Origin of the sequence: Devosia sp. UYZn731 (genome assembly GCF_040546795.1) — a bacterium.
Classification (GTDB): Bacteria; Pseudomonadota; Alphaproteobacteria; order Rhizobiales; family Devosiaceae; genus Devosia.
Genome location: NZ_JBEPOL010000003.1, coordinates 23724 through 39991, shown reverse-complemented (window position 1 = coordinate 39991; position 16268 = coordinate 23724). Strand labels below are relative to the sequence as shown.

23 protein-coding genes are annotated in these 16268 nt (G+C 64.6%); 13 read left to right on the top strand and 10 right to left on the bottom strand.

Annotated features, from left to right (window positions below):
* Positions 1 to 61 precede the first annotated feature (61 nt).
* From ABIB57_RS08010 to ABIB57_RS07975, 8 genes are all read left to right on the top strand, one after another.
* On the top strand, positions 62 to 406 hold the full coding sequence (locus ABIB57_RS08010) for a DUF2628 domain-containing protein (RefSeq protein ID WP_354039807.1): 345 nt from the start codon (positions 62 to 64) through the stop codon (positions 404 to 406).
* Positions 403 to 1047: an imidazole glycerol phosphate synthase subunit HisH gene (gene hisH / locus ABIB57_RS08005; RefSeq protein WP_354039805.1), complete on the top strand. Its 645-nt coding sequence runs from the start codon at positions 403 to 405 to the stop codon at positions 1045 to 1047. Before ABIB57_RS08010 ends, hisH begins: the two co-directional genes overlap by 4 nt.
* A complete protein-coding gene (gene hisA, locus ABIB57_RS08000; RefSeq protein WP_354039804.1) occupies positions 1044 to 1775 on the top strand; it encodes a 1-(5-phosphoribosyl)-5-[(5-phosphoribosylamino)methylideneamino]imidazole-4-carboxamide isomerase in 732 nt (243 codons plus the stop codon). The genes hisH and hisA overlap by 4 nt, the downstream gene beginning before the upstream one ends.
* On the top strand, positions 1772 to 2002 hold the full coding sequence (locus ABIB57_RS07995; RefSeq protein ID WP_354039803.1) for a hypothetical protein: 231 nt from the start codon (positions 1772 to 1774) through the stop codon (positions 2000 to 2002). Before hisA ends, ABIB57_RS07995 begins: the two co-directional genes overlap by 4 nt.
* A gap of 55 nt (positions 2003 to 2057) precedes the next feature.
* Positions 2058 to 2855 carry an imidazole glycerol phosphate synthase subunit HisF gene (gene hisF, locus ABIB57_RS07990; RefSeq protein ID WP_354039801.1) on the top strand — a complete coding sequence of 266 codons (798 nt, stop codon included), beginning with the start codon at positions 2058 to 2060 and terminating at the stop codon, positions 2853 to 2855.
* A 108-nt stretch (positions 2856 to 2963) separates the two neighbouring features.
* Positions 2964 to 3284 carry a phosphoribosyl-ATP diphosphatase gene (locus tag ABIB57_RS07985; RefSeq protein ID WP_354039799.1) on the top strand — a complete coding sequence of 107 codons (321 nt, stop codon included), beginning with the start codon at positions 2964 to 2966 and terminating at the stop codon, positions 3282 to 3284.
* Entirely contained in the window at positions 3284 to 4234 is a 951-nt protein-coding gene (gene coaA / locus ABIB57_RS07980; RefSeq protein WP_354039797.1) for a type I pantothenate kinase, read from the top strand. The genes ABIB57_RS07985 and coaA overlap by 1 nt, the downstream gene beginning before the upstream one ends.
* A gap of 62 nt (positions 4235 to 4296) precedes the next feature.
* The gene (locus tag ABIB57_RS07975) at positions 4297 to 5064 is read left to right on the top strand and encodes a TIM barrel protein (protein ID WP_354039795.1); all 768 of its coding nucleotides are present in this window, start codon (positions 4297 to 4299) and stop codon (positions 5062 to 5064) included.
* A 160-nt stretch (positions 5065 to 5224) separates the two neighbouring features.
* On the opposite strand, the gene ABIB57_RS07970 is transcribed toward ABIB57_RS07975, so the two are convergent.
* Both ABIB57_RS07970 and ABIB57_RS07965 read right to left on the bottom strand, forming a co-directional pair.
* The gene (locus ABIB57_RS07970) at positions 5225 to 6244 is read right to left on the bottom strand and encodes an adenosine kinase (protein WP_354039793.1); all 1020 of its coding nucleotides are present in this window, start codon (positions 6242 to 6244) and stop codon (positions 5225 to 5227) included.
* A 66-nt stretch (positions 6245 to 6310) separates the two neighbouring features.
* Positions 6311 to 6898 (bottom strand): TetR/AcrR family transcriptional regulator, encoded by a 588-nt coding sequence (locus ABIB57_RS07965; protein WP_354039791.1) that lies wholly within the window; start codon positions 6896 to 6898, stop codon positions 6311 to 6313.
* Between the two features lie 75 nt (positions 6899 to 6973).
* Here ABIB57_RS07965 and ABIB57_RS07960 point away from each other — a divergent pair, with 75 nt between their 5' ends.
* Positions 6974 to 7423, top strand: coding sequence for a DUF2214 family protein (locus tag ABIB57_RS07960; protein WP_354039789.1), 450 nt, complete (start codon positions 6974 to 6976; stop codon positions 7421 to 7423).
* A gap of 79 nt (positions 7424 to 7502) precedes the next feature.
* Here ABIB57_RS07960 and nth read toward each other — a convergent pair whose 3' ends face one another.
* On the bottom strand, positions 7503 to 8177 hold the full coding sequence (gene nth / locus ABIB57_RS07955) for an endonuclease III (RefSeq protein WP_354039787.1): 675 nt from the start codon (positions 8175 to 8177) through the stop codon (positions 7503 to 7505).
* A 44-nt stretch (positions 8178 to 8221) separates the two neighbouring features.
* On the opposite strand from nth, the gene ABIB57_RS07950 reads away from it, so the two are divergent.
* Together ABIB57_RS07950 and ABIB57_RS07945 are read left to right on the top strand one after the other, a co-directional pair.
* Positions 8222 to 8704 (top strand): DUF2244 domain-containing protein, encoded by a 483-nt coding sequence (locus tag ABIB57_RS07950; RefSeq protein ID WP_354039785.1) that lies wholly within the window; start codon positions 8222 to 8224, stop codon positions 8702 to 8704.
* A gap of 81 nt (positions 8705 to 8785) precedes the next feature.
* Positions 8786 to 9655 (top strand): methylated-DNA--[protein]-cysteine S-methyltransferase, encoded by an 870-nt coding sequence (locus tag ABIB57_RS07945; RefSeq protein WP_354039783.1) that lies wholly within the window; start codon positions 8786 to 8788, stop codon positions 9653 to 9655.
* Between the two features lie 146 nt (positions 9656 to 9801).
* On the opposite strand, the gene ABIB57_RS07940 is transcribed toward ABIB57_RS07945, so the two are convergent.
* From ABIB57_RS07940 to dapB, 3 genes are read right to left on the bottom strand one after another with little or no spacing between them, the layout of a single operon-like run.
* Positions 9802 to 10416 (bottom strand): 2,3-bisphosphoglycerate-dependent phosphoglycerate mutase, encoded by a 615-nt coding sequence (locus ABIB57_RS07940; protein WP_354039781.1) that lies wholly within the window; start codon positions 10414 to 10416, stop codon positions 9802 to 9804.
* Positions 10417 to 10430: 14 nt separating this feature from the next.
* Positions 10431 to 10868 (bottom strand): EVE domain-containing protein, encoded by a 438-nt coding sequence (locus ABIB57_RS07935; RefSeq protein WP_354039780.1) that lies wholly within the window; start codon positions 10866 to 10868, stop codon positions 10431 to 10433.
* Between the two features lie 3 nt (positions 10869 to 10871).
* On the bottom strand, positions 10872 to 11711 hold the full coding sequence (dapB, locus tag ABIB57_RS07930) for a 4-hydroxy-tetrahydrodipicolinate reductase (RefSeq protein ID WP_354039778.1): 840 nt from the start codon (positions 11709 to 11711) through the stop codon (positions 10872 to 10874).
* 137 nt (positions 11712 to 11848) lie between these two features.
* On the opposite strand from dapB, the gene ABIB57_RS07925 reads away from it, so the two are divergent.
* Complete coding sequence (locus ABIB57_RS07925; RefSeq protein ID WP_354039776.1) at positions 11849 to 12199, top strand: VOC family protein; 351 nt, start codon at positions 11849 to 11851, stop codon at positions 12197 to 12199.
* A 152-nt stretch (positions 12200 to 12351) separates the two neighbouring features.
* Here the strand turns inward: ABIB57_RS07925 and pyrF are convergent, their stop codons facing one another.
* Genes pyrF through ABIB57_RS07910 form a run of 3 tightly spaced genes read right to left on the bottom strand, consistent with a single transcriptional unit; the run spans position 12352 to position 14264 of the window.
* Positions 12352 to 13050 (bottom strand): orotidine-5'-phosphate decarboxylase, encoded by a 699-nt coding sequence (gene pyrF / locus ABIB57_RS07920; RefSeq protein WP_354039774.1) that lies wholly within the window; start codon positions 13048 to 13050, stop codon positions 12352 to 12354.
* Between the two features lie 56 nt (positions 13051 to 13106).
* On the bottom strand, positions 13107 to 13712 hold the full coding sequence (locus tag ABIB57_RS07915) for a histidine phosphatase family protein (RefSeq protein WP_354039772.1): 606 nt from the start codon (positions 13710 to 13712) through the stop codon (positions 13107 to 13109).
* A gap of 6 nt (positions 13713 to 13718) precedes the next feature.
* Complete coding sequence (locus tag ABIB57_RS07910) at positions 13719 to 14264, bottom strand: NADPH-dependent FMN reductase (RefSeq protein ID WP_354039771.1); 546 nt, start codon at positions 14262 to 14264, stop codon at positions 13719 to 13721.
* 126 nt (positions 14265 to 14390) lie between these two features.
* Between ABIB57_RS07910 and ABIB57_RS07905 the strand changes: the two genes are divergently transcribed.
* Entirely contained in the window at positions 14391 to 14798 is a 408-nt protein-coding gene (locus tag ABIB57_RS07905) for a VOC family protein (RefSeq protein ID WP_354039769.1), read from the top strand.
* A gap of 142 nt (positions 14799 to 14940) precedes the next feature.
* Here ABIB57_RS07905 and dnaJ read toward each other — a convergent pair whose 3' ends face one another.
* Positions 14941 to 16080, bottom strand: coding sequence for a molecular chaperone DnaJ (gene dnaJ, locus ABIB57_RS07900; RefSeq protein WP_354039767.1), 1140 nt, complete (start codon positions 16078 to 16080; stop codon positions 14941 to 14943).
* Between the last annotated feature and the right edge of the window lie 188 nt (positions 16081 to 16268).

Sequence of the window (16268 nt, the reverse complement as noted above, 5' to 3'; positions counted from 1 at the left end):
TTCCAACGCCGCTCAATATGTCTTAAGTGCACCTGATCCGGCCTTGCCGCGTGGAGCCGCCATGACCCTCTTCGCCATCTACACCCGCCAGTTCGCCGCCCCAGCCGCCATCCCGGAAAAATTCTCCTGGCTGGCCTTCCTGCTGCCGCCCGTCTTCGCGCTGGTCCACGGCCTCTGGCTCCCGCTGATCGCCTACATCGTCGCCGTCATCGCGCTCGGCTTTGCGGCCAGCGTCCTCGGCGGCGCCGCGACCTTCTGGCTCTACATCCTCTTCGCTCTCTGGATCGGCTTTGCCGCCCCCGGCCTGCGCCGTCATGCGCTCACTCATCGCGGCTGGACCCATCATGGCGACCTTGTCGCCGCCGCCCCCGATCTTGCGACCCTGTCCTGGTTGGAATCCAAATGAGCCTCGTTACCATCATCGATTACGGCTCGGGCAATCTGCGCAGCGCCGCCAACGCCTTCGAGCGCCAGGCCGCGCTCATGGATAATCCCCCCGGGATTCTCGTTACCGCAGACCCTGAAAAAGTCCGCGTTGCTGATCGCATCGTGCTGCCCGGCGTCGGCGCCTTTGCCGATTGCGCCGCCGGCCTCAATGCCGTCCCCGGCATGCGCGACGTGCTGGAAGAGCGCGTCATTCGAGCCGGCACGCCCTTCCTCGGCATCTGCGTCGGCATGCAATTGCTCGCCACCGAGGGCCGCGAAAAGGCCATCACGCCCGGCCTCGGCTGGATAGAGGGCGCGGTGGTCCACCTGACCCCGTCCAACCCAAGCCTCAAGATTCCGCACATGGGCTGGAACACACTGGCCATCCAGAAGGCCCATGCGCTGCTCGCCGGGATCCCCGAGGGCCTGCACGCCTATTTCGTGCACTCCTATCACCTGCACACCGACCGGCCCGGCCTGACCATCGCCACCACCGATTACGGCGGGCCCGTCACCGCCATCGTCGGCCGCGACAATATTTTCGGCACGCAGTTCCACCCCGAAAAAAGCCAGGCGCTTGGCCTGGCCCTCATCTCCAATTTCCTGACCTGGACCCCATGATCCTCTTCCCCGCCATCGATCTCAAGGACGGCCAGTGCGTGCGCCTCAAGCTGGGCGACATGAACCAGGCCACCGTGTTCAACGACAGCCCCGCCGCCCAGGCCAAGCTGTTCGAGGACCAGGGTTTTGAATATCTGCACGTCGTCGACCTCAACGGCGCCTTCGCGGGCGAAAGCGTCAACGGTGCTGCCGTCGAAGCCATCATCGGCGCGGTGAAATTCCCCGTTCAGCTCGGTGGCGGCATTCGGACCATGGCCCATATCGATGCCTGGCTTGCCAAGGGTGTGTCCCGCGTCATCCTCGGCACCGTCGCCGTGCGCGAGCCCGCCCTGGTCCGCGAAGCCGCCCAAAAATACCCCGGCCAGATCGCCGTCGGCATCGACGCCCGCGCCGGCATGGTGGCCGTCGAAGGTTGGGCCGAAACCTCCGAGCTGTCAGTGATCGAACTCGCCAAGCGCTTCGAAGGCGCCGGCGTCGCCGCCATTATCTATACCGATATCGACCGCGACGGCATTCTCGCAGGCATCAACTGGGACGCCACGCTCGCGCTCGCCGAGGCCACCGCTATCCCGGTAATCGCTTCGGGCGGCCTCGCCTCGATGGCCGATATCGCCACCCTCGCCGATCCGAAATACCGCAAGCTCGAAGGCGCCATCTCGGGCCGCGCGCTTTATGACGGACGCATTGATTCACGTGAAGCACTGGCCCTGCTGAAAGCCGCCGCATGATCGAGCCGATCCACCAGAGCCGTTTTCCCTGGTGGGTCTATTGGACGGCCCTCATCTTTATCCTGGCCTTCACCATCGCGCCGTTTTTCCTGATGGTGGCCGATAGCGGCCTCGGCATCCTGCTCATCGTTACGGCGCCGCTGGGCATGGGCGCGCTGATCGTCTGGGGCATCGTCGTCACCATCCACCGCCTCGCCTGGGGCCGCCACAACAAGCCTTCCCCCTGACTGGCATCGCCGCCACTTCGTCCCTATCTTGGTCGTCAAACAAGGACTTTTCTCCGTGACCCTCAAGACCCGCCTCATCCCCTGCCTCGACGTCAAGGACGGCCGCGTGGTCAAGGGCGTGCAGTTTGTCGACCTGATCGATGCCGGCGATCCGGTGGAAGCCGCCATCGCCTATGACGCGGCCGGCGCCGACGAATTGTGCTTCCTTGATATCGCCGCCAGCCATGAGGGCCGAGACACCATTTTCGACGTCGTGGCTCGCACTGCGGAACACTGCTTCATGCCCGTCACTGTCGGCGGCGGCATTCGCACGCTGGAGGATATCCGCAAGCTCCTGCTCTCGGGGGCCGACAAGGTCTCGATCAATTCGTCGGCGGTCAACGATCCGAACTTCATCGCCCGCGCCGCCGACAAGTTCGGCAATCAATGCATCGTCGTTTCGGTCGATGCCAAGCAGCGGCTCGACCGGCGCGTCGGTGGTGATAACCGCTCCGAGTGGGAAATCTACACCCATGGGGGCCGCAACGCCTCGGGCCTCGACGCGGTCGAATTTGCCGTCCGCATGGTCGAGCTGGGCGCTGGGGAACTGCTGGTCACCTCGATGGATCGCGACGGCACCAAGTCCGGCTTCGATATCGCCCTGACGCGCGCCATCACCGATGCCGTCAATGTCCCGGTTGTCGCCTCGGGCGGCGTCGGCAATCTAGATCACCTGGTCGAAGGCGTACTCGAAGGCCATGCCAGCGCCGTGCTGGCCGCGTCCATTTTCCACTTCGGCACCTACACCATCCCCCAGGCCAAGCAGTATCTCGCCGATCACGGCATCCCGGTTCGTATGGATCGTGCCGCCTAGCAATTCCCCCTTCCCCTCCCCTCAGGGGAAGGGATCAGATCGGGGCTCTTCTAGGTGACTCCAGCATCAAAGTTTGCTCTAAGCCCCTCGAACAGTGGGAGCCTCCGCATGCCCTTCACCCTCGACGACCTTGATGCCCGCATCGCCCTGCGCGCGGCTGCCTCTCCCGAGGAGAGCTACACCGCCAAGCTGATTTCGCGCGGCGTCGAAAAGTGCGCGCAAAAGCTCGGCGAGGAAGCCACCGAAGCGGTCATTGCCGGCGTCACCGCCAATAAGCCCGAATTGGCCAAGGAGGCCGGCGACGTGCTGTTCCACCTGCTGGTGTTGCTGCGCGCCGCCGAGGTGCCGCTGAGCGCCGTGATGAGCGAACTCGAATCGCGCCAGGCCCAATCCGGCCTTGCCGAAAAAGCATCGCGGAAACCGTCCTGATGACCAAGCGCCGCTCGGTCCTCGCCCCCTATCATAGCTTCACCAAGGCCCAATGGTCGGCCCTGCGCGCCGACGAGCCGATGACGCTCAACGCCGATGACATCAAGCGCCTGCGCACCCTCAGCGATCCGATTTCGCTGCACGAGGCCGAAGAGGTCTACCTGCCGCTGACGCGCCTGCTCTCGTTCTACGTCGAGGCCGTGCAGGGCCTGCACAACATTTCCACCCGCTTTCTCGATACGCCCGACCAGAAGGTGCCCTTCATCATCGGCGTCGCCGGCTCGGTGGCGGTCGGAAAATCGACCACCGCGCGTATCCTGCGCGCTTTGCTCCAGCGCTGGCCCTCCAGCCCCAAGGTCGATCTGGTCACCACCGACGGCTTCCTGCTGCCCAATGCGGTCCTCACCGAACGCAACATCATGGAGCGCAAGGGCTTCCCCGAAAGCTACGACCGCGGCCGCTTCGTGCAGTTCCTCGCCGATATCAAATCGGGCAAGGCCCAGGTCGCCGCGCCGGTCTATTCCCACCTGGTCTACGACATCGTCCCCGACCAGCAAGTGGTGATCGACCGCCCCGATATCCTGATCGTCGAGGGGCTGAACATCCTGCAGCCGGGCGAGCTGCCCAAGACCGGCAAGCCCATCCTCTTCGCCTCCGACTTCATCGATTTCTCGATCTATATCGACGCCGATGACGAGGATTTGGAAGCCTGGTTCATGGAGCGGTTCTTCCAACTCCGCGAGACGGCGTTCCGCGACCCCACCTCGTTCTTCCGCCGCTTTGCCGAGATGAGCAAGGACGAGGCCGGCGCCTTTGGCAAAATGGTCTGGGAGACCATCAACCTGCCCAACCTGCAACAGAACGTTGTGCCCACCCGCGGCCGCGCCGATCTGATCCTCAAGAAGGGCAAAAGCCACTCCATCGAGGATGTAAAATTGCGTCGCGTCTAAAGCGTCGCGAAACAGGGAGTCGGCACGTTGCAGCAAGCGGCGGCCGAAAGAGGGAAACCAAAATGCGCTACTCCGCCTGCATCGACATGCTGTTCGTGCCCGAAAGCCCCGATCCGGCCCAGCGCATCCGCCTCGCCAAGGCCGCCGGTTTTGACGCGGTGGAATTCTGGCTCTGGTCAAACAAGAACCTCGACGCCATCGAGGACGCCTTGGGCGAAACCGGCCTGACCCTGGCCGGCATCGTCGCCGAGCCCTTTGCCGAGCTGACCCGCATCACCGATCACCAGCGCTTCTTCGATGGCCTCGCCCAAAGCCGCGATGTCGCCCTGCGCCTCGGCGCCAAAATGCTGATCGCCCAGGGCGGTCCCGAACTATCCGGTGTTTCTCGCGCCAGCCAGCATGATGCGCTGATCGCCGCCATGGCCGGCTCCGCCGATGTGCTCAAAGGATCCGGCCTGCGCCTTGGGCTGGAACCGCTCAATACCCGTGTCGACCACAAGGGCTACTATCTGTCCTCGACCGCCGAGGGCCTCGGCATTGTCAACGCCGTCAACCGTCCCGAAATCGGGCTGACCTACGACCTCTACCATTCCATGGTGATGGACGAAGTTCCTCAGCAGGTCGTGGCCGGCCACGTCGATCGCGTCGTGCACCTGCACATCGCCGATCATCCCGGTCGCAACCAGCCCGGCACGGGTGGACTGGACCTGGCCGGCGCGGTGCACTGGCTGGTCGACAATGGCTATGAGGGTTTCGCCGGGCTGGAATACAAGCCGATTGGCGATAGCGCCGCGTCGTTCGAGCAGACCAAGAAGGCGCTCGGGGTGTAGCTTCCTTCCCCCTCCCCCTCGAGGGGAGCGCCGGGGTGGAGGTGTCGGACGTTCCGCCAACCCCGTCTCATCGCGATCGTCCAATCCGCGACACCCCCACCCTCAATCCCTCCCCTCAAGGGGGAGGGAGGCAGATCGAGTGCGCTAGGGCTTCCGTATTCTAACCGTCCAGCGCCTGCGCCAGCCCATGCTCGCGCGCCAGACCAGCCAGATCCAACTGCGGCCGCGCCCCGACGTGGGAAATTACTTCGCTTGCCGACAGGCACCCGGTCTTGAGCGCGCTTTCCAGTGTCTGCCCGCGCGCCATGCCCAGCAAAAATCCTGCCGCGAACAGATCGCCCGCCCCGGTCGCATCCACCACCTTGTCGATCGGGAACGCCGGCACCGAGGTCACCTCGCCATCGCAGATTACCATGGCCCCATCGGCGCCCATGGTGATCGCCGCAAGTTCGCAATCCTTGGCGATCTGCCGCACGGCCTCGCCCAGGTCCTGGGTCTGATACAGCGACTTCAGCTCATGCACATTGGCGTAAACATGGTCCATGGTCTTGGAGCGCATCAGGTCCAGGAACTCGTCGCGATAACGGTCGACGCAGAACGGATCGCTCAGCGTAAACGCGGCGGCGCGCTCGTGCTTGTGGGCATAATGGGCCGCCAGCACGAAAGCCTTCTTGGCCTCCTGCGGGTCCCACAGAAAGCCCTCCATGTAGGTGATTTCGGCGCCGCCGATTTCGTCCTCGATGATGTCGACTTCGGTCAGTTGCTGGCAGGCGCCCAGATAGGTGTTCATGGTGCGCTCGCCATCGTCCTCCGACACGAAGATCATCGAGCGCGCAGTGGGCGCGCCATGGATCAGCCGCGTGGTGGCGTAATGCACGCCGATGGCATGAAAGTCCTGCTCGAAGAAATCGCCCAGCGCGTCGTCTGCCACCTTGCCCACGAAGGCCGCCCGGCCCCCCAGCGAGGCGACGCCCGCTGCCGTATTGGCCGCGCTGCCGCCCGAAATCTGCTGCTTGTCGGCCGGCATCCGCGCGTAAAGGTCGAGCGCCCGGTCGGCGTCGATCAGGTGCATGATGCCCTTTTTCATCCCCTCGGCTTCGATAAATCCCGCTTTGGCCGGTGCGATGATATCGACGATCGCATTGCCGATGGTCAGGACGTCGAAGCGGGACTGGGCCATTGGGGCTCGCTCAAGATGATATTGGGACCGGGCCGATGTAACGGAACGCCCGGTGGCGCGCAACGATTATGCGCCGCCCCAGCCGGTTTTGTCGGCCAGTACCGCCGCGATCAGCGCCCCGATATCCTCGTCGGGCCGGAGCGCGATCTGCCCGTCGAGCAGCAGCACCGCCAGCCCGTGCACCTGTGCCCAGGCCTTGAGCGCCCCAATCCTCTTGTCACCCTCCGGCAGGGCCGCGGTGACGGCACGAAGCGTATCGAAGGCCGCATCGGCCGCCATGCGCAGCCCGGGACGGTTGTCGCGCTTGAGCTCGGGCGAAAACATCAGGCGGAACAGGTTCGGATTGGCCAGCGCGAAATTCACGTAGGCCTGCCCCATCATGGCGATGCGACGCTCCGGGGGACTATCGCGTTCGGCTTCACCCATCATCTTGCTGAACCGCTGATATCCGGTAATGGCCAGTGCCTCCAGCAGCGAGGTCTTGCTGTCGAAATGCCGGTACGGCGCCGCCGCCGATACGCCCACCAGGCGCGCCAGCTCGCGCAGGCCAAGTCCCGCTGCGCCCTCGGCCTCCAGCATGTCCATGGCGGCTTCCAGCAGGGCCCGCCGCAGGTCGCCATGATGATATCGGCCCGAAATCGGCGAAGTTGACACTGCTCACATCTTTCCCTATTTATGTGGCCACTGTTAACATGACGCCAGCCCGACGCAAGCCGACCGGAGACACAAATGCTCGATCTCGACCTGACCTTCGCCATTCTCCACCATCTCGCGGTCTTCACCCTGGTGGGGATCATTGCCGCCGAGTTCGTGCTGCTCCGCCCCGGCCTGTCGGGTCCGCGCCTGAGCCAGCTCGCCAGCGTCGATAAACTTTATGGCGTCGCCGCCATGGTGGTCATCGTCATCGGCGTACTGCGGGTGTTCTTCGGCGGCAAGGGCTGGGAATTCTACGTCGCCAGCGACATGTTCTGGGGCAAGATGCTGGCCTTCCTCATCGTCGGCCTGCTGTCGATCCAGCCTACTCTCGCGCTGGGCAAATGGGGACGAGCCCTCAAGGCCAACCCCGCCTTCACGCCGCCGGCCGGCGACATCGCCACCAGCCGCCGCTTCCTCAACGGTCAGGTTATCGTGCTGATCCTGATTCCGATTTTCGCAGCGGCGATGGCACGGGGATATTAGGCTGGCCACCGAACCGCCTCCCTCCCCTCAAGGGGGAAGGACGATAGAGCGGCGTCGTCGAGCCCTCGGGCGATCAGACTTAAGCCACCTTCGGCGCCGGCGTCTTCGGCTCGAACCGGCACCACTCCCGAATAATGCAGCGCCAGCACTCCGGCTTGCGCGCCTTGCACACATAACGCCCGTGCAGGATCAGCCAGTGATGGGCATGCAGCAGATAATGCTCCGGCACCGCCTTGAGCAGCGCTTCCTCCACCTGCAAGGGATTGTCCCCCGGCGCCAGCCCGGTGCGGTTGCCCACCCGGAACAGGTGCGTATCCACCGCGATGGTGGGCTGCTTGAAGAAAATATTGAGCACCACATTGGCGGTCTTGCGCCCCACCCCCGGCAGGGCCTCCAGCGCCTCGCGTCGGTCCGGCACTTCGCCATTGTGCCGCTCGATCAGCAGCTGGCTCAGCGCGAACACGTTCTTGGCCTTGGTGCGATAGAGCCCGATGGTCTTGACCAGCTCTTCGATCCGCTCCGGTCCCAGCGCCACCATCGCCGCGGGGCTCGGCGCCAGTTCGAACAGTTTTTTGGTCGCCTTGTTCACGCCCACGTCAGTTGCCTGCGCCGATAACACCACCGCGACCAGCAGCGTAAAGGCGTTGACATAGTCCAGCTCCCCCTTGGGTTCGGGATTGTCGCGCTCGAACGCCGTGAAAATCGCCTCCACATCGGCCGCGGGAAGCCGCTTCACTTTTTTGCCCTTGGCCATTTTCTCTCCGGTGATTCTGCGGCTATACTGAACAAGAGAACCAAATGCCCATGCAAGCAACCACCACTGCGCCGCTGTTCGCGGCCGAACTGACGCCGCACCGCTCGCTCACCCCGCGCGGCCTGCGGATCGTTATTGTCCTGCTGGCGGCTTTGGCCGCATTGCCGGGGCTGATTTTCTTTTCCCTCGGCGCCTGGCCGGTCGTTGCTTTCATGGGGCTCGACGTCATTGCCATCGCGTTTGCGCTGCGCACCGCCATGCGGCGCGAGAAGCGTCGCCAGCAGTTGACGCTGTGGTCCGACCGGCTCGAACTGATCGCCACCGACACCAAGGGCGCCATCGCCAAGACCCAGTTCAACCCCAATTCCGTGCGCCTGGTGATCGACCGCGATTTCAACGAGCGCACCACCGCGCTCCGCCTGCGCACCAACAAGGGTGAAACCGAGATCGGCGCCTTCCTCACCCAGGACGATAAATCCAGCCTCGCCAAGGCTTTCGGCACCGCCCTGCGCAAGGCCCGCGGCTAGGCCCCTGTGTCGTCAAAACCGGGTCGCATTCCCCCGCCCGCGCCCCTAGATATCCCCCATGACAAGCCCATGGGTGTTCAGATGAACCAGATGATCACGGCCGCGCCCCAAACCGATTACGAGACCATCCAGGCCGCCATCCGCTATCTCAGCGAGAACGGCCCCGATCTGCTCGACCTGCCCCGCTTTGCCCGCGCCATGGGCCTGAGCGAGCGGCAGCTGACCGACCTGTTCCGCCGCTGGTGCGGCCTCAGCCCCAAGAGTTTTGCTCAGGCGGTGGCGCTCGATCATGCTAAATTCCTGCTGCGCGATCGCCAGAGCGTGCTCGACACCACCTACGAGGTCGGCCTGTCTTCGACCTCACGGCTGCACGATCTGTTCGTGACCTACGAGGCCATGCCGCCTGGCATTTTCCGCGCCGGCGGTGCCGGGCTCGACATGATCTGGGGCGCCGCGCCCTCGCCCTTCGGCATGGCGGTGGTCACCGCCACCGAATACGGCATGTCCGGCCTCGGCTTCGCCGATGACCAAACCACGGTGGAGGAAGCGTTCCAGGACCTCGCCCAACGCTGGCCCAATGCCCGCTTCACCCGCGACGACGCGCGTGTCGCCCCGATGGTCGCGCAGTCGTTCGATCCGGCGCAGTGGTCGGCGGATCGCCCCGTGCGCGTCGTGCTGATCGGCACCGATTTCGAGGTCAGCGTCTGGGAAACCCTGCTCAAGATTCCCGTTGGCTGCGCCACAACCTATGCCAAGGTCGCCCACGATATCGGCCGCCCCACCGCCTCCCGCGCCGTTGGCGCCGCCGTGGGCAAGAACCCGATCTCCTTCGTGGTGCCCTGCCACCGCGTGGTGGGAACTTCGGGCGCATTGACGGGCTACCACTGGGGCGTCCCCCGCAAGCGCGCGATTTTGGGCTGGGAAGCCGGCGTCATCTCCGCCGCGCATTAAGGATTCACGTGGAACACTTCACCCCTCTGGGGGAGAGGTCGACCCTCTTGGGTCGGGTGAGGGGGCCTTTGCTGGGTGAGCGCCTGCGGAAGGCCCCCTCACCCGTCGCTGCGCGCCGACCTCTCCCCAAAGGGCGAGGTGAAGCCCTAAATCTCCACCCGCCCCTCAAGCTGCCCCTCGGCGCCAATCTGGTAAACCACCGGTTCCCCGGTGGCCAATTCCCGCTTGAGGATCTGCTCGGGCGTCAGCCCTTCGACCGCCATCACGATGGAGCGCAGCGAATTGCCATGCGCCGCCACCAGCACGGTCTTGCCCGCCTTCAGCAGCGGCACGATCGTGCTTTCGTAATACGGCAGCGTGCGCGCCGCGGTGTCCTTCAGGCTCTCCCCACCCGGCGGCGGCACGTCGAACGAGCGGCGCCAGATCAGCACCTGCTCCTCGCCCCATTTGACGCGCGCATCGTCCTTGTTGAGTCCGGTCAGGTCCCCATAATCGCGCTCGTTGAGCTTGAGCGAACGGGTGATCGTCACCTCGGTGATCCCCATTTCCTCCAGCATCAGGTCCAGCGTGTGCTGGGCCCGGCGCAGGTTGGAGGTGAAATACACGTCCGGCACATAGCCCTTGGCCTTGAGCTTGACGCCCGTTGCTCGCGCCTCGCCGATCCCCTTTTCCGTCAGGTCCGGATTGCGCCAGCCGGTGAACAGGTTCTTGAGGTTCCAGTCGCTTTCCCCGTGGCGCACGAGGATCAGGGTGCCGGTCATGCTAAAATGCTCCGTTAGTGGATAAGGTCGCCCACGCCCATGGCTTCGGCGATCAGCGCAAAATCGCCGGCCTCCACCCTGAACAGCGATTTGCGAAAGTACATGCCCCAATGGGCCGGGTTGGTCACGAAGGAAAGCTGCGGTAGCAGCAAATAGATATCGGCTTCCTGCGCGTCGAGGAACCGCGCCGCCCGCCGCCAGCCGGTGTCATCCATGCCCATTTGCATCTGCACCGGCTCGCCCTCCAGCACCTGCCCGATGGCGGTGAACCGCCGAACGGCGTCGGCCTTGCCCAGCGTTTGCGTCGGCGAGTAATAAACAAACCAGTCGCCCGGCTGCACCTGCTTGACCGCGCCATGCTTGCCATGCGCGAACATCACGAACCCCTCGGCGACGCCAACCATCACATGGCCCCGCGCCGCCACGCCGATCCAGTGTGCCGGCGCGCTCATCGCTCAGAGCCCCAGCACGTCGGCCATGGAATAGAGGCCCGGCCCCTGGTCCTTGGCCCACAATGCAGCCCGAGCCGCGCCATGCGCAAAAATCGCGCGGTCCTCGGCGCGGTGGTTGAGCTCGATCCGCTCCGATGGCCCGGCAAAGATCACGCTGTGATCGCCCACCACGGTGCCGCCGCGCAGCGTGGCAAAGCCGATCGTGCCCTCTTCGCGCGGCCCGGTATGGCCGTCGCGCACGCGCACGGAATGCGAGGCCAGGTTAATCTGCCGCCCCTCGGCGGCCGCATGCCCCAGCAGCAGCGCCGTGCCCGAAGGCGCATCCACTTTCTTGGCATGATGCATTTCGAGAATTTCGATATCGTACTGCGCCAGCACAGCCGCCGCCTGCTTGACCAGGCTCGCCAGCACATTGACGCCCATCGAGAAATTCCCCGACTTGACGATTGTCGCGCCGGCTTTGCCCGCTTCGGCAATCGCCACGTCGTCGCCTTCCGAACACCCGGTCGTGCCGATCACATGAACGAGTCCCAGCTTGGCGGCCTTTTGCGCCAGCGCCACGCTGGCGGCCGGTGCGGTGAAATCGATCACCGCGTCAGCGCCCACCAGCGCCGCATCCAGATTGTCGCTGATTGTCACGCCCAGCGCGCCGATCCCGGCGAACAGCCCGGCATCCTGCCCGATGGCCGGCGTACCCGGCCGGTCCACGGCGGCATGCAGGCTCAGCCCGCTCCCCGCCACCGCGCCATGCACGGCCAGTCCCGACAGGGCGGCGACGGCGCGAATATTGGCCGCGCCCATCCGCCCGCCCGCACCGGCAATAACCACCTTGAGATCGGCCATGGCGAAGTCTCCAGATTAGCAATATTCGGCTCCGGCTATAGCAGCGTGCTTTGCCAACACCAAGCCACACTTGCGGGTAAGAAGAAGCTTCGCCACATGCTAGACTCGGCGTCGTGTTGCCGCATGAAGGACTGCCTATGACCATCACCAATGCCCTGGCCGGTGTCGCCGTCGACAATTTGGCGACCGCCCTGCCCTGGTACGAGCAGATGTTCGGCCGCAGCGCCGACGCGCGCCCCATGGCCGATGTGGCCGAATGGAAATTCTCCACCGGCGGCTGGGTGCATGTGTTCACCGATGCCGACCGCGCCGGCGCCTCCTCGGTGACGCTGATTGTCGACGATCTGGCTGCGCACGTGGCGGCGCTCGAACCCCTGGGCATCACCCCCGTCAGCAAGCGCATCGGCGACTACGTCAAAACCGCCATCTACCGCGACCCCGACGGCAACCAGCTGATTTTTACCCAGCCGCTGAAGAATACGTATTGAGGGGTCTTCTTCACCTCTCCCTTCGGGGGAGAGGTCGACCCTTTTGGGTCGGGTGAGGGGGCCTTTACCGGGTGCGGTGTTGGGGGAAGGCCCCCTCACCCGTCTTGCTGCGCAAGCCGACCTCTCCCCCAGAGGGAGAGGTGAAGAGCCCCCTAGGCCACCCGCACTCCACCCGCCATCTCCGCCAGGATCGCGCGTGCCGCCGCTGCGGGATCGGCAGCCTGGATGATTGGTCGCGCGACCACCAGATGCGTCGCCCCCGCCGCCAGCGCTTCCGCCGGCCCCATCACTCGCTTCTGATCGCCATGATCGGCGCCCGCCGGCCGGATACCCGGCGTCACGATCGCCAGTTTCGGCCCCACGATGGTGCGCACCATCTCGGCCTCATGCGGCGAGGCTACCAGCCCCCCAATGCCCGCGTCGCGCGCTTGTTGCGCCCGTAGAGCCACCAGCCCCGCCGTGTCGCGCGCGAAGCCGGCTTCGGCCACGTCCTCGTCATCCATCGAGGTCAGCACCGACACGCCCAACACAGTCAGATCCGATCCCGCGGCGCCGCGCATCGCCGCCCTCATGCATTGCGGATAGGCATGCACGGTCAGCATCGCCGCCCCGGTCGCGGCGATCGCCGCCACACCTTTTTCCACCGTGTTGTCGATATCCAGCAGCTTGAGGTCGAAGAACACCTGCTTGCCCGCCGCGATCAAATCCTTGCCCAGCGCGAACCCGTCCGCGCCGTAGAAGCACTGATATCCGATCTTGTAGAACTGCACGTCATCGCCCAGCGCCGTCACGATGGCTTCGGCAACCGCGCGCGAGGAAACGTCGAGGCCAACGATCAGTTGTCCGCCCATGGCTTGATTCTCCCTGTGGATCGCGTCTCACTGGCACAACGGGCCACCCAAGGCAACTATGCGCCCTGGATCAGCGCGGCGGTGAGGTCTTCCATCGGCGTCCAGTCGCAATAGAGTTTTCGCGCCATGAGGTCGAACGCATAGCCATTGCCGCCGCCCGGATTCGCCAAGCGGCTCTGGTCTTCCGAACGGGCAATGGACCACCCGCCCAGATAGCATTTGAGCAGCGTACCGACGCCGCCATGCCCACAGAATACGGCGGTCTGTCCCGGTTGCACGCGAGCCATCGCCCCGGCGACGGCTTCGATGATTCGCCGCTGCGCATCGATCGCCCGCTCCCAACCATCCACGCTCTCCATTGGGGTGGCAAAGAACCGATTGGCGGTTTCCTCGAACTGGTCGGGCGGCAGAAAGCCCGTCGCCGAGCGATCGTTCTCGCCCATCTGCGCGTCGACCGTTACCGCCGCGCCGCGCGCAATCATCTCCGCCAGCTCCACGGCCTTGTGTTCATCGCTGGCAAAGATCATCGCATCGGCCGGAACCAGCCCACGCGCCGCAAACGCCTCCGCGCGGGCGCGCCCAACCTCCGACAACCCCCATTGCGGCACCGGCACCTCGGGATCGATCCTGACCTGCGGATGACTGATATAGAGCGCGCGCATAAACCATTAGCCCCGGCTGAAATGGGTCAATTCATGCACCATGGCCTCGACCTTGCGGATGATCGCCGGCTCCACCGGCGCGCCATCCGCATCGAAGGCCTCGTCGGCCGGCCCGATGCCCAGCAGCGTCGGCACCACCAGCGCGCCGATCTTGCTCAGGCTGTCGCGCAGATGGCTTAGCCCAAAGATGGTGCCATATTTACCGGTACTCACCCCGCCAATGCCGAATACCGGGTGGCGGAACGGGCTGGGCCGCTGCCGGCTCAGCCAGGCCAGCGTATTGACCGTCAGCGGCGTCAGCCCGCCATTATATTCGGGGCTGGCCCAGAACACGATATCATGGCTGGTGAACAGCGCCGCCAACTGGCCCGCCGCTTCGGGCACATACTCGGCTTCCAGGTCCTCGTTGAAGACCGGCAATTCGTAATCGGCCAGCGTGATGGCGGTGACCTTGACCCCGGCCGCCTCCAATTGCGTGCCGATATGGCGTTGCAACATCTGGTTCAGCGATCCCTTGCGGATCGAGCCGGAAAGCGTAAGCGCGGTGGTCATGAAGCGTCATCCTGGTGAGGAGGTAACACTGCCCGCCGCCGCGCCGCGCCGCAAGGGCGAGCGGGCGCTTGCCAGTCGCGACGTAAACAGTTAAGTAAATGCCTTAGTAAAACGGAGGAGGCACCCATGGCCACCAACATCTTCGTCAACCTGCCGGTCCGCCATCTCGAGGCGTCCAAAACCTTCTTCGGCGCGCTCGGTTTCGCCTTCAACGCGCAGTTCACCGACGAGACCGCCGCCGCCATGGTGATCGACGAAAACATCTTCGCCATGCTGCTGACGCATGAAAAATTCGCCCAGTTCACGCCCAAGACCATCGCCGATGCCCATACCAGCAGCGAAGTGCTGATCGCGCTCAGCCGCGACAGCAAGGAAGCCGTCATCGCGCTGTTCGATAAAGCCATCGCCGCCGGCGCCACGCAGGCGCGCCCCGGCGACGACTACGGCTTCATGATGAGCCGCGCGTTTTCCGATCTCGACGGTCACATCTGGGAAATCATGTGGATGGACCCGAGTTTCGTCCAGCCGAGCTGAGGGACTCTTCACCTCTCCCTTTGGGGGGAGAGGTCGACCCTTTCGGGTCGGGTGAGGGGGCCTTTACCGGGTGAGGTGTTTGGGGAAGGCCCGCTCACCCGTCGCTGCGCGCCAACCTCTCCCCCAGGCAGAGGTGAAGGGCTTACGCCCCAAACATCGTCTTCAGCTTCGCAAAAAACCCGTCCGAGGTCGGATTGGTCTCTTCCGTCGTCAACCGCTGGAACTCTTCCAGCAATTCGCGCTGCTTGCGGCTCAGGTTTTGCGGCGTCTCGATATCGAGCTGCACATACAAATCGCCGGTGTCCTTGCTGCGCAGCACCGGCATGCCCTTGCCCTTGAGCCGCACGCGCTGGCCTGGCTGCGTGCCCGCCGCAACCTTGACCTTGGCGCGCATCGCATCGAGCGTCGGCACTTCGAATTCCCCGCCCAGTGCCGCCGTCGCCATGGCGATCGGGACGCGGGCATAGAGATCGGCTCCATCGCGCTGGAACAGATCGTGCGGCCGCAGCGAGATGAAAATGTAGAGATCACCCGGCGGTCCGCCGCGCAATCCCGCCTCGCCCTCATTGGCCAGCCTGATGCGCGTGCCGTCCTCGATGCCCTTGGGGATATCGACGCTCAGCTTGCGATTTTCCTGGCGACGGCCCTGGCCACCGCAATCGGTGCACGGCTGGTCCATCATCTGGCCACGGCCCTGGCAAACCGGGCAGGTCCGCTCGATGGTGAAAAACCCCTGCGCCGCGCGCACCTTGCCATGGCCATTGCACTGGCGGCAGGTATGCGTGCCGGTGCCCGGCTTGGCGCCATTGCCGTCGCACGTGGTGCAGGACACCAAGGTGGGCACGTCGATCTCGACCGTCTGCCCGGCAAAGCTTTCTTCCAGCGAAATTTCGAGATTGTAGCGCAGGTCGCTGCCGCGCAGCTTGGCCGCGCCCTGCCCGCCGCCACCGCGTCGGCCGCCCATGAAGTCGCCAAAGATGTCGTCGAAAATATCGGACATCGAGGAGGTGAACTCCGGCCCGAAACCGGCGGCCCCGGCAGCACCGCGCCCGCCATTCTCGAAGGCCGCATGCCCGAACCGGTCATAGGCGGCGCGCTTCTGGCCGTCCTTGAGCGTCTCGTACGCTTCGCTCAGTTCCTTGAACTTGCCTTCGGCTTCGTTATCGCCGTGATTGCGGTCGGGGTGATATTGCATCGCGAGCTTGCGATAGGCGCTTTTGAGCACCGCATCATCGGCGTCCTTGGCAACGCCGAGCACCTCGTAGAAATCACGTTTGGCCAAGAATTTTTCTCCGAAAGCCATGCCGGCGCCAGCTCGTCGCGATCGCCATGGACCGCGCCAAACCCAGCGCCTCACTAGAAGAGACCTGAAACTAACCCCTAGATGGCAATCAAGCCCGCTTCCCGCAAGGGGAAGCAAGGCTTGCCAGACCAAATGAGTAGCGCTCGCTCCATATCAAGCAAGGGCCG